This window comes from Nocardia sp. NPDC004260, assembly GCF_053603155.1.
The window spans coordinates 19,389-31,770 of the sequence record NZ_JBSGEZ010000023.1 but is presented as its reverse complement, the minus strand read 5'-3'; the positions used below and the strand labels follow the sequence as shown (position 1 = coordinate 31,770).

Below are 12,382 nucleotides of genomic sequence, written 5' to 3'. Positions count from 1 at the left end.
TCCGGTCGGTGAACCCAGCCCCGCAGCGGCTCGCCGCCACGGAGACACCCAGTTCCTTCCGCCCCTTGTCGGATGCACCGATACCGACACAGTGCGCCGGCTATCGGGCGGTCAGCCTCGGACGATGCGGCGCAGCTTGTCGACCCTGGGGCCGATCTCGCGTTCGTGGCCGTGGTCGGTGGGGTGGTAGTAGTCGACGCCGACCAGCTCGTCGGGCGGGTACTGCTGGCCGAGCACGCCGTCCTTGTCGTCGTGCGGGTACTTGTAGCCCTGCGCGTTGCCGAGCGCCGCCGCGCCGGGGTAGTGGCCGTCGCGCAGATGGGGCGGAACCGGGCCCGCCTTGCCCGCCGCGACGTCGGCCATGGCGGCGCCGATCGCGGCCACGACGGCGCCGGACTTCGGGGCCGTGGCCAGGTGGATGGTGGCTTGGGCGAGCGCGAGGCGGCCTTCGGGCAGACCGACCAGCTGCACCACCTGCGCGGCGGCGGTCGCCGTCTGCAGTGCCATCGGGTCGGCCATGCCGATGTCCTCGCTCGCGTGGATCATCAGCCGCCGGGCGATGAAGCGCGGGTCCTCCCCCGCGCTCAGCATGCGCGCCAGGTAGTGCAGCGCGGCGTCGACGTCCGAACCGCGGATGGACTTGATGAACGCGCTGATCACGTCGTAGTGCTGGTCGCCGGCGCGGTCGTAGCGGACGGCGGCCTTGTCCACGCTGGCTTCGACCAGGTCCACGTCGACCGTGCCGTCGAGCGAGGACTCCGCCGACGCTTCCAGAGCGGTCAACGCGCGGCGGGCGTCACCGCCCGCGATCCGGACGATGTGGTCGAGCGCGGCCTCGGTCACCGTGTACGCGCCGTCGAGGCCGCGTGCATCGGTGATCGCGCGGGCGAGCACCTCGCGGATGTCGGTTTCCGTGAGCGACCGCAGTTGCAGCACCAGTGAGCGCGACAGCAGCGGCGACACCACCGAGAACGACGGGTTCTCGGTGGTCGCGCCGACCAGCAGGACGATGCGGTTCTCCACCGCGGCGAGCAGGGCGTCCTGCTGGGTCTTGGAGAAGCGGTGGACCTCGTCGATGAACAGCACGGTCTGCTCGCCCGTAGCCAGCCTGCGCCGCGCCACGTCGATGACCGCGCGCACCTCTTTGACCCCGGCCGAGAGCGCCGACAACGCTTCGAACCGGCGGCCGGTGGCCTGGGACAGGAGTGAGGCGAGGGTGGTCTTGCCGGTGCCGGGCGGGCCGTACAGCAATACCGACGCGGCGCCCGAACCCTCGATCAGCCTGCGCAGCGGCGAACCGGGACCGAGCAGATGTTGCTGTCCGACCACTTCCTCCAGTGTGGCCGGGCGCATGCGCACGGCCAGCGGCGCACCCGCGTCCCGGCGCACCACGGTGTCGATCGAATGCTCCGGAGACACCGCGGCTCCGGGCACGTCGAACAAACCATCGCTCACGACAAGAAACGTTACCGAGGCGCACCGACAGCACGACATGCCGTTCCCGGATGAGCCTCCGGCGCGGCCGCGCGGTCGACAGGCGCGGCGACCGACGGAGTTGCGTGTCGCCGGTACTTCGGATGGGATCGGTACCCGTGCCTGAAAACGTATCCGTTTCAGATCCCTCGTCCACCGCGCGCTTCGCTCGGCGCACTCTTTTCAAGGGCAGCGCGGCCGCCGCCACCGCCACCGCGGTGCTGGGCGCCGGTGACGCGGAAGCCGCGACACCGGTGTTCCGGCACGGCGTGGCCTCGGGGGACCCGCTTGCCGACGGCGTGATCGTCTGGACCCGCGTAACCGTCTCCGACGACGCGACGCCCGGCTCGGGCCTGGGCGACCCGGCGACCGTGCGGTGGGAGATCGCGGCGGACGAGCGGTTCGCCTCGGTCGCCGCGTCCGGCGCCGTGACGACCTCGGCGGACTCCGACCATACGGTCAAGGTCGACATTTCCGGCCTGGCTCCCGGCGTCGAGTACTTCTATCGCTTCACCGCCCTTGGCCAGACCTCTCCGGTGGGCCGCACCAAGACCGCGCCCGCCACGGCGGACGCACCGGATCGCCTTCGGTTCGGCGTGGTGTCGTGCTCGAACTGGGAGGCGGGCTACTTCGGCGCCTACCGTCACCTGACCGCCCGCACCGACCTGGACGCGATCGTGCACTTGGGCGACTACATCTACGAGTACGGCCGCGGCAAGTACGGGGGCCGCAACGGCGCCGTACGCCCGCACGATCCGGCCAACGAGATCGTCAGCCTGGCGGACTACCGCATCCGCCACGCCCAGTACAAGACCGACCCGGATCTGCTCGGCCTGCACGCCACCTTGCCGTTCATCTGCACCTGGGACGACCACGAATCCGCGGACAACTCCTGGTCCGGCGGCGCGAACAATCACGATCCCGCCACCGAGGGCAGCTGGGCCGACCGGCGCGCCGCCTCCGCGCAGGCCTATCTGGAGTGGATGCCGGTCCGGGCCTCCGGCTCCGGCGCCGACGTGCGGATCTACCGCAGGCTGCGCTTCGGCACCCTGGCCGAGCTCACCATGCTGGATCTGCGCAGCTACCGCGACCAGGAGGCGAAGCCGGGCGCGAACTGGCGCGAGGCCGACGACCCGGCGCGCACCATCACCGGCAAGGCGCAGATGGAATGGCTGACCGCGGGCTTGGCCTCCGCGCCGGTGCGGTGGAAACTGGTCGGCAACTCGGTCATGATCGCCCCGCTGGTCTTCCCGCCGCTCGAGCCCGCCACCACGGCGGCGATCACCAGCACCATGGGCGTCCCGCAGTCCGGTCCGTCGCTGAACGGCGACCAGTGGGACGGCTACACCGCCGACCGCACCAGGCTGTTTCGCGCCATCATCGATCAGCAGATTTCCGACGTACTGTTCCTGACCGGGGACATCCACTCCTCATGGGCCGCCGATCTCCCCGTGGACGCGGCGAGCTACCCGGGCGGCGTGACGGCGGGCGCCGAGTTCGTGGTGCCGTCGGTGACCTCGACCAGCATCGGCGACATGGTCCACACGAATTCCGCTCCGATCGCCGAAGCGATCAAGACGGTCAACCGCCATCTGCGTTATGTGGAGTTGGACTCGCACGGCTACGGCGTGCTGGAGATCACCCCCGACCACGCGCAGATGGACTGGTACTACCTGCTGGACGTGGCGGACCCGAATTCCGATGTGCGCTACGGTGCTTCGTTCGCGGTGCGCAGCGGGGGCCGGATCGAGCCGCGGCAGGTCCCGCTCGGCTAGAGCGCGGCGGCCGCGCGCCGTCTCCGGGGGCAGCAGCCCCCGGGTGCGCGGCCTACTCGCCCCAACGTTCTTCCAGCATCGCCGATACGTCCTCGGCGAAATCTCCCACGATGTCGTCCCCCGTGCACCGCGCGTCTTCGGCGAGCGCGGCCCAGCGGTTGATCAGCGCCGCCGAGCGCGGCACCGACAGCCCGTGCTCCCTGGCAGCCGCGATACGGGTGTGATCGGCGGGCAGGAACCAGTAGGTGGACAGCCAGACCCAGATCAGCCGAGCTTCCAGAATGCGTTCGGCCAGCTGGTCGTCATCGGCCAGCGCGGGCCACACGCCCACGACCTCGGCGCGCCAGGCCTCGACCATCTGCCGCGCGCGCTCCCGCGAGAGCTCGACATCGCACAGGCAGCCAGGGAAGGACACCAGCGCGTAGGCGATGTCCAAGGTGGCGTCGCGGAAGCCGCCCCACTCGTAGTCGAGGAAGCGAGCACCCTCCTCGTTCAAGATCACATTGTCCGGGCAGAGGTCCGACGGGCTGAACGCGCGGAAACGGCCCGCGGAGTACAGCCGGTTGCCGCGCACGATGCGCTCGGCGATCTCGCCCGGCACCTCGATGCCCAGTTCGCGCTGGAGCAGACCGGGCACCTCGGCGATCGCCGACTCGGCCTGCTGGGCGATGCCGTCCACCCGGTGCACCACGTCCACTCGGCGCAGCAGCGCGACGAAGTCCGCCTCGCGCCCGACGGTGGCGGCGTGCATCCGGCCCAGCGCCTGAGCGAACGCCATCAGGGCGTTGCGGCCCGCGGGCTCGGCCCCGGAGCGGAGCACGGCGGTGAGCAGGGAGTTCTCACCCAGGTCACTGAGGATCAGCAGACGGTCGGGAAGGCTGTGCGCGACCAGGTACGCGCCCGGCCGATGCTCCCGGCTCAACGCGGTGGTGAACTGATAGGACACCGTCTCGCGGAGGAACGCGGAATCGACGCTGGCCACCCCGGGCGCCAAGCCGCCGGTCCGGCGATCCTGTGCCGCGCCGCGGACCTGCTTGATGATCAGGGTTCGCGGCAATGAAAAGGCGTTCTCCGCTACACGCACGCGTAGGACCGTCGTCCTACCACTACCGCTGAGTTCGATCGGATCGCTCAGCTTTACCGGAGCACCCATTCGCTTTGTGAGCAACTGTTGCGCTGCGGACACGACTTCGGCGGCGCGTTCGGCCAATAGTGCGGTCATCGCCTCTCAAAGTACTCGCATGGGGTCACTTCTAGCGAGCGGTTACACAACCTTTCCGCGTCGCTCGGCGTGTCTCCGGCATGGCCGGACGGCGGCCGCAGGTCGCTTGACACCTCCACACCCGTCGGGTTTTCTCATCGTCAACTGCCCTGCGCCACACCGCAAACCAGTTGAGTGGAAAGGTCTACGCATGACCGAGATCCCGCCCTCCGCACCCAAACAATCAGGTGGCGGCGCTCCCTTGCCGAACGACGACGAACGCTTCGCGGCCCGGCCCGGGCAGCACGAGAGCCCGAATCCGCAGGCTCCCGGCCCCGGGACCGGCCACGCCCGCCACGAGATGGCGGGTCCGGCCGGATATCCGCAGTTCGAAGGCCCCGGTGCGGCGCACTACGGCAACGAACCGCTGGAGCCGCCACCGCCTGTGGGCGCGGGGCACCCCAGCTACGGACCGCAAGGCACCGGGCCGGGCTGGGCGCCGTCCGGCCCCGCGCCCGCGCAGGAGCCGATCTACGGCTACCAGCAGGTCTCGACCGGTCCCGGCAGACTCGACGTGGGCCGGGCAATCAGTTACGGCTGGGCGCGACTCTGGGCCAATCCGGGGCCGTGGTTCGGGGTGACCGCGGTGGGCCTTGTCATCTACTTGGCGTTCGTGGTCGTCGTCCAGCTCACCGACCCGACGTCGATGCTGCCGCTGCTGCTCATCTTCTTGGCGGTCATGGCAGGCGTGTGGCTGCTGCAGGCGGCGATGGTGCGCGGCGCGCTGTACGAAACCGACGGCACCCCACCGCCTTTCGGCGCATACTTCCGATTCGTGAACGCGGGCAACGTGTTGCTCACCGCGTTGCTGGCATTCACGCTGACCTTCCTCGGCTCGGCGCTCTGCTTGCTTCCCGGACTGATCGCCGGATGGCTGTGCATGTTCTCGTTGCACTTCGTCGTCGATCAGGACCAGGGTCCGTTCGAGGCGCTGAAGTCCAGTTTCACGCTGGTGGTCGCCAACGCCTGGCAGGTGCTGCTGCTCGCGCTGGCCGTGCTGGTGATCACGTTCCTGGGCACGCTGCTGTGCGGTCTCGGTCTGCTGATCGCGGGCCCGGTCTCCGTGATCGCGGTGACCTATGCCTACCGAGTGCTCACCGGAGGCACCGTCGCCGCCGCGTGAGGCCCGCTCACTTCTCGACCGGTGCGCGCATGCCGACCCAGCGCCGCAACCGTTCCACCGGACCGGCCTCGCTACCCGCGCGCGGCCGGAGCTGGAGCACGATGATCCCGGCCACGATGATGCCCGCCATGTTCACCGCCAGCTGGCCCGCGGACAGGAACGCCACCCGCCACTCCCCCAGGGTCGCCGCGACCACGGCGAATCCGGCCGCGGGCACGGTGGTCACCGAGATGAACACGCCGACCAGCGCGGCCGACTTCGCGGTCACGAGCGAGAGCATGCCGGCCGCGCCCGCCAATAGCGCGACGACCAGGGAGAACGGACCCACCTGATAGATGAAGTCGACCTGCTCGACGCCGCTCACCCCGTCCATGGTGATCCAGCCGACCTGTTCCCACACCACCGTGGCCACCAACGTGACCACCATCGCCACCGGAAACCCCACCGCGAGCGCGAGGGCCGAGCGGCGGGCGAGGCCGATGTCCCTGCGCACCAACGCGACCGCGAAAGCGGCGAGCGGACCGAACTCCGGGCCGACGACCATCGCGCCGACGATCGTCACCGGCGAATCGGTCGCGACGCCCACGGCCGCGAGCAGGCAGGCGATCGTGAGGAACGCGAGAAAAGTCGCGTTGAGGCTCGACTCCTCGTGCGTCTGCGCGAGCAGTTCCTCCCACACCACCGCGTCGCTCGGATCACCGGGCGCCTCATGAACCGCGCGCTCGCCCGCCTCCGACAGGACCGTCTCGACCGGCGTGAGCGTCATCCCGCCGGACCGGCAGACGCCCAGCGCGGTCAAGTCGTCGAGCACGTCGTTGGCGGCCTCACGAGCCACGTCCGCCTGGACGAGATCGCCCTTCGGCTCCAGCGCGGCACCGCGGGCCAGGGTCACGTGCGTGACCCCGGGATCGGCGGCGAGTACCGCGAGCACCTCGTCGGTGAGATCCGGCGGGCTGATCAGGCGCAAATGCAGCAACGGGTTTCCTCGCGGTCGGGCAGGTGTAGCTGACCAGAAGGTACCGTTCGCGCGAGCGCCCGCTACGAGGCGGTCTCGGCGTGCTCGCCCTTCTTCTGCTCCGGCTTGACGTCCAGACCCGCCTCTTTGCGCTGCAGCTCGCTGATCGGCGCGGGCGCGTCGGTCAGCGGGTCGACGCCGCCGCCGGTCTTCGGGAACGCGATGACCTCGCGGATCGAGTCCTCCCCCGCCAGCAGTGCGGTGACCCGGTCCCAGCCGAAGGCGATGCCGCCGTGCGGCGGCGCGCCGAAGGCGAAAGCGTCCAGCAGGAAGCCGAACTGCTCCTGCGCCTCCTCCGGGGTGATGCCCATCACCTCGAAGACGCGTTCCTGTACATCACGACGGTGGATACGAATCGAGCCGCCGCCGATCTCGTTGCCGTTGCAGACGATGTCGTAGGCGTAGGCCAGCGCCGAGCCCGGATCGGTGTCGAAGGTGTCCAGCGACTCCGGCTTCGGCGAGGTGAAGGCGTGGTGCACCGCGGTCCAGGCGGAATGGCCCACTGCCACGTCACCGCTTGCGGTCGCCTCGACGGTCGGCTCGAACAGCGGCGCGTCCACGATCCACACGAACGACCAGGCGTCCTCATCGATCAGACCGACCTTGCGGGCGATCTCGACCCGCGCCGCGCCGAGCAGCGCGCGCTGCGCCTTGGCGGCGCCCGCGGCGAAGAACACGCAGTCACCCGGAACCGCGCCGACGTGCTTGGCCAAGCCGTCGCGCTCGGCCTCGGTGAGGTTCTTCGCGACCGGGCCGCCCAGTGTGCCGTCCTCGTTCACCAGCACGTACGCCAGACCCTTGGCGCCGCGCTGCTTGGCCCATTCCTGCCAGGCGTCGAGCTGGCGCCGCGGCTGGCTCGCACCGCCCGGCATGACCACCGCACCGACATAAGGCGCCTGGAACACCCGGAACGGGGTGTCCTTGAAGTAGTCGGTGCACTCGGTGATCTCCACGCCGAAACGCAGGTCGGGCTTGTCGCTACCGAACCGGCGCATGGCCTCGGCGTAGGTCATGTGCGGGATCGGGGTCTGGATCTCGTAGCCGATCAGCTTCCACAGCGCGACCAGGATCTCCTCGGCCAGCAGGATCACGTCCTCCTGGCGCACGAAGCTCATCTCGATGTCGAGCTGGGTGAACTCCGGCTGGCGGTCGGCGCGGAAGTCCTCGTCCCGGTAGCACCGCGCGATCTGGAAGTAGCGTTCGATGCCGCCGACCATGAGCAGCTGCTTGAACAGCTGCGGGCTCTGCGGAAGGGCGTAGAAGTTGCCCGGCTGCAGGCGGGCGGGCACCACGAAGTCGCGCGCGCCCTCGGGCGTCGACCGGGTCAGCGTCGGCGTCTCCACCTCGACGAACTCATGGCGGCCGAGCACCTCGCGGGCGGCCGCGTTGACCTTGGACCGCAGCCGGATGGCGTGCGCCGGGCCCTCGCGGCGCAGATCCAGGTAGCGGTGCTTCAGGCGCGCTTCCTCACCGGGCTGCTCGTCCAGCTGGAAGGGCAGCGGGGCGCTCTCGTTCAGCACCTCGAGCTCGGTGACGTTCACCTCGATGGCGCCGGTCGGCAGTTCCGGGTTCTCGTTGCCGCTCGGCCGCGGTTCCACGGTGCCGGTGACGCGCACGCAGTACTCCGCGCGCAGTCGGTGTGCCTGCTCGGCGGGTTCGCCCTCGCGGAACACGGCCTGGGCCACACCGGAGGCGTCGCGCAGATCGATGAAGATCACCCCACCGTGGTCACGCCGCCGCGCCACCCAGCCGGTGAGAGTGACGGTCTGACCGGCATGCTCGCTTCGCAGCGAACCAGCCAAGTGGGTGCGCAGCACGGGGTTCCTTTCGACGACTCTGGCACCGGCGCGGTGTGACCAAGTGCGAGTCCATCGTAGTGAGACACATTCGGTGAGTGGAAACCGATATCGACGCGCCCGTGCCAAGCTGTATTCGAGGGAGTGTGAACCGGGGGTCGCCGACGACCGAGGGTTGGGTGACCCCGGGACGAGCGAGAAAGCGACGACGATGACCTTCAACGAGGGCATGCAGATCGACCCCGACCGGGTTTCGTCCGGCGGTCCCGGCATGGGCGGCAAGCTCGCGCTCGGCGGCGGCGCGGGCGGGCTCATCGTGCTGGTGCTGGCGCTGCTGCTGGGCGGCGACCCGGGATCCATCCTCGGCAACTTCACCGGCTCGCAGGACCAGAGCCAGACGCAGCCGGGCACGGCGGGCACCCCGAGCCACTGCAAGACCGGGGCGGATGCCAACAAATACGTCGACTGCCGGGTGGCGCTCACCGCGCAGAGCCTGGACGCGGTGTGGTCGGCCGAACTTCCTAATCAGGCCGGGAAGCGCTACCAGAAGCCGAAGGTCGTGCTCTTCTCCGGAGCCACCTCGACCGGATGCGGTAACGCCACCAGCGCGGTGGGACCGTTCTACTGCCCGGCCGACCGGACCGCGTACTTCGACACCAGTTTCTTCCAGGAACTGGTGGATCGATTCGGTTCCAGCGGTGGCCCGCTGGCGCAGGAATACGTCGTGGCGCACGAGATCGGCCATCACATCCAGAACCTGCTCGGTGACATCGGCCGCGCCCAGCGCGATCCACGCGGGGCGGACTCCGACGCGGTGCGCACCGAATTGCAGGCCGACTGCTACGCGGGCATCTGGGCGCATTTCGCGGACAAGCAGCCCGCGCCCGGCGGCAATCAGCCGTTCCTGAAACCGTTGTCGGACAAGGATGTCAACGACGCGCTGTCGGCGGCCGCCGCGGTAGGCGACGACCGCATCCAGCGCGCCGCCCAGGGCCGGGTGAATCCCGAAGCGTGGACGCACGGTTCGTCCGAGCAGCGGCAGAAATGGTTCCTCACGGGCTACAAGACCGGTCAGGTGAGGGCTTGCGACACATACTCGGCTCCGGATCTGAACAACCCGTCCGGCCTGCGGTAGCACCCGATCCGATCGATACAGCGCGCCGACTCCCGCCAGGGACCGGCGCGCTGTCATGATCTACGGCAGTTCGTCTGTGCCGCAGACGGACACGGACAGCACCGGAAGATGGGATCGATGCGAGTAACGAAAGCCGTTCTGCTGGTTGTGACGCTGATCGTCGCGGTGGGCTCGGGCGCCGCCACGGCCGACCCTGCACTGGATCGACCCAGTGCGCTACCGCCGATCGCCGCGCCGCTGGCGCTGTTCACGCTGACCACCATTCCGGACGGTTGGCAGGCCCGGACGGATCTGCGCCCGCAGCTGGAGATCTTCGCCGACGGCCGTGCGGTGAGCAGCCCCGATGCGGTGGCCGCCGAGCGCAGTCCCGAGACCCCGCCGAAGCGGATCGACGGCCATATCCCACCCGATGTGCTCAACGCGGCGCTGGCGGAGACCAAAGCGCTCGCCACGGTGGACCTCGGCGTGCCGAAGGCCACCGACCAGAGCAGCCGGATCATCGACTTCATGCCGCAGTCGCCGTCGGACGACGTGCATCTGGTGGTGTACTCGCCGGACACCACCGAGGGGCTCGGCGCCGAGCAACAGGCCGCGCGCAAACGCTTCGCCGACCTCTACCGGAAACTGATCGACTCGTTCACGCAGGACAACTGAGACTTGCCCGCCACCCGGCCCGGCGCTGATCCGCTCGGGCCGGGTGCGGCGCGTCGCCTATCCGGCGTCCGTCAGAACTGGTCCTGCGCGTAGTCCGAGCTGATGATCTCGTCCGAGTGCGTCGCACCGATGACGTCCGGCGTCGACTCGCCCAGCGGGCCGGTGAGGTCGTCGTTGCCCGTGGGGCTCGAGTAGGGCTGCACCGTACGCGAGTGTTCCTCGTCGTTGCCGCGCTGCCCCGCCGCGGCGCCGGGGCCGCCCATGAAGCTGCTCGATCCGGCCGCAGTGGTGCTCGCGGGCGCGCCGGTACCGAGCGAAGTGCCCGGGACGCCTGCGACCGGCCGGATCGGTGCGACCGTGGCGCCGGGCAGGCCGGTGGCTTTGGGGACCGAGGACGTGTTCGGGCTGCCGGGACGGCCGGGGCTGCTGCCGAGCAGGCTGCTCGGCGTGCCGTGGCTGGTGGTCGGGCTGTGCGAGGTGCTGTGCACCGACGACGGCGTGGTCGACGGCGTCGACGTCGACGGCGTGGCGGAGTCCAGGCCGGCCGCCTTGGTCGCGGTGTCCGACGCGGTCGACTGCGCCTGCTCCAGGATCGGCTGACCGACGTTCTCCGCCAGCGCCTGCGCGACCTCCTGCGGCGCGGGCCCGCCGCCCGGCGCGACCAACTGCTGGACCATGCCGCTGAGCTCGGCGGTCTTACCGGCCAAGTCGCCGCGGGTGGCGTTGACCACGCCGACGGCCTGACCGAGGTGTTCGGTGGCCGAGGCCATCAGCGTCGCCTGGGCGGGCGGAGTGAGGATCACCGGCGCGAGCGCGGTCGCCTGGGTGGCGAACGACGACGCGATGCCGAGCAGTTGCGCGTTGCCCTGCTGCACCACCGTGGCGGCGCGCTGCGTGAGCTCGGAGATGTCGATGCCCCGCTGACTGGTCTCCTGGCCCTGCACGTTCGCCTGCTGGCTCGTGGCCTGGGCGTTGCGCGCGGCCTGGCTCTGCCACAGCTGCTCGACCGTGCTCATGCTGCCCTTGCCGACCTGCATGGCCATCTCGATGACCTTGGAGGACTGGCTGAGGATCGCGGTCGGATCGAACGCGCCGATGACGCCGGTGCCGAAGCTGCTCAGCAGGTCCAGGATCGGCTTCATCAAGACGTCGACGCCGGGCAGCGCGGGCACCGCGACGCCCTGGAGCAGGGCTGCCACCGGATCGGCGGGCAAGGCAGGCAGCGATCCGGCCGCGGCCGCCGCCTGGTTCACCGCGCCGCTGATCGCGCTCGGCGCGGCGGCGAGCGCACCGTTCAGCACGCCGTTCGCCTGATCGAGCGCCGCTTCGACCGCGGGCGCACCGATCTGGCCGACCGCGGTGTTCGTGTCCCCGAGCAGCGCGGACGCGTCGTGTGCGATCCCGTGCCCGTCCTCGGCGCTCGGTGTACCGCCCAGTCCGGGCAGACCGGCGGGCACGGTGGCGGCCGACTGCTGATCCTCGGAGATCTTGCGGGACAGCACGAACGCGGGCGGCTCGATGGGCGGCAGATCTTCGGGCAACTGCGGCAGCGGCAGGTCGAGCACCGCCTGGGCCGGTGTCTGTTGCAACGCGTCCAGCACCGTCTGCTGGCCGATGGCGACGTTTTGTTCGGCCGCGTGCGCGACGGCGTGATCTTCCGGCGCGATGACGCCGCTGTCCAGCGGTCTCATACCGCGCCCCCGATCTGGCCCGCGATCGACCCGAGCGCGCCCGCGTTGGACCAATCGACCGCGTCGTAGGCCGCGGCCGCGCTGAACGCCGAGTCCGAGAGCTTGGCGTACTTGGCGGACAGATCGTTGATGTCCTTGGCCTGCAACACTTGCGCCGCGGCGAACATCGCCAGGTAATCGGCCCCGATCAAGCCGAACACCGGGACGAGCGCCGAAACGTTCTTCACCGCGTCGAAATTGCCCGCCCCCGCGAGATCACCGGCGATACCGGCGTTGGTGGCGGCGAACGCCCGGACCGCTTCGGTCTCTACCGAGAGATCACTCATCGAGTTGCCCCCCCAAATCGTCGTACAGATCAGCGTCATGCAGTTGTGGTGATCCGCCTGCTCCCTGCCGAATCGGCAAGGGCCGCTACGGTTGCGCTCAATATAGCGGACCGGACCGGCATGTTTCGAGCCC

10 protein-coding genes are annotated in these 12,382 nt (G+C 69.9%); 4 read left to right on the top strand and 6 right to left on the bottom strand.

The genetic code is table 11. The annotated features are described in order from the left end of the window. Positions 1 to 111: 111 nt before the first annotated feature. Positions 112 to 1,494: a replication-associated recombination protein A gene (locus ACWEO7_RS15780; protein ID WP_452423959.1), complete on the bottom strand. Its 1,383-nt coding sequence runs from the start codon at positions 1,492 to 1,494 to the stop codon at positions 112 to 114. Positions 1,495 to 1,577: 83 nt separating this feature from the next. On the opposite strand from ACWEO7_RS15780, the gene ACWEO7_RS15775 reads away from it, so the two are divergent. Continuing rightward, positions 1,578 to 3,248 carry an alkaline phosphatase D family protein gene (locus ACWEO7_RS15775; RefSeq protein WP_452423957.1) on the top strand — a complete coding sequence of 557 codons (1,671 nt, stop codon included), beginning with the start codon at positions 1,578 to 1,580 and terminating at the stop codon, positions 3,246 to 3,248. Between the two features lie 52 nt (positions 3,249 to 3,300). Here ACWEO7_RS15775 and ACWEO7_RS15770 read toward each other — a convergent pair whose 3' ends face one another. Continuing rightward, entirely contained in the window at positions 3,301 to 4,470 is a 1,170-nt protein-coding gene (locus tag ACWEO7_RS15770) for a phosphotransferase family protein (protein WP_355070564.1), read from the bottom strand. 190 nt (positions 4,471 to 4,660) lie between these two features. Between ACWEO7_RS15770 and ACWEO7_RS15765 the strand changes: the two genes are divergently transcribed. Beyond that, complete coding sequence (locus tag ACWEO7_RS15765) at positions 4,661 to 5,632, top strand: hypothetical protein (RefSeq protein ID WP_452423956.1); 972 nt, start codon at positions 4,661 to 4,663, stop codon at positions 5,630 to 5,632. 7 nt (positions 5,633 to 5,639) lie between these two features. Here ACWEO7_RS15765 and ACWEO7_RS15760 read toward each other — a convergent pair whose 3' ends face one another. Further along, complete coding sequence (locus tag ACWEO7_RS15760) at positions 5,640 to 6,608, bottom strand: DUF389 domain-containing protein (protein WP_452423954.1); 969 nt, start codon at positions 6,606 to 6,608, stop codon at positions 5,640 to 5,642. 62 nt (positions 6,609 to 6,670) lie between these two features. Then, on the bottom strand, positions 6,671 to 8,464 hold the full coding sequence (gene aspS / locus ACWEO7_RS15755; RefSeq protein WP_452423953.1) for an aspartate--tRNA ligase: 1,794 nt from the start codon (positions 8,462 to 8,464) through the stop codon (positions 6,671 to 6,673). Positions 8,465 to 8,654: 190 nt separating this feature from the next. On the opposite strand from aspS, the gene ypfJ reads away from it, so the two are divergent. Next, positions 8,655 to 9,578 (top strand): KPN_02809 family neutral zinc metallopeptidase, encoded by a 924-nt coding sequence (ypfJ, locus tag ACWEO7_RS15750; protein ID WP_452423951.1) that lies wholly within the window; start codon positions 8,655 to 8,657, stop codon positions 9,576 to 9,578. Positions 9,579 to 9,695: 117 nt separating this feature from the next. Further along, positions 9,696 to 10,232: a hypothetical protein gene (locus ACWEO7_RS15745; RefSeq protein ID WP_450015602.1), complete on the top strand. Its 537-nt coding sequence runs from the start codon at positions 9,696 to 9,698 to the stop codon at positions 10,230 to 10,232. A 71-nt stretch (positions 10,233 to 10,303) separates the two neighbouring features. Here the strand turns inward: ACWEO7_RS15745 and ACWEO7_RS15740 are convergent, their stop codons facing one another. Next, the gene (locus ACWEO7_RS15740) at positions 10,304 to 11,923 is read right to left on the bottom strand and encodes a hypothetical protein (protein ID WP_452423949.1); all 1,620 of its coding nucleotides are present in this window, start codon (positions 11,921 to 11,923) and stop codon (positions 10,304 to 10,306) included. Continuing rightward, a complete protein-coding gene (locus ACWEO7_RS15735) occupies positions 11,920 to 12,249 on the bottom strand; it encodes a type VII secretion target (protein ID WP_040867626.1) in 330 nt (109 codons plus the stop codon). Before ACWEO7_RS15735 ends, ACWEO7_RS15740 begins: the two co-directional genes overlap by 4 nt. Positions 12,250 to 12,382 lie beyond the last annotated feature (133 nt).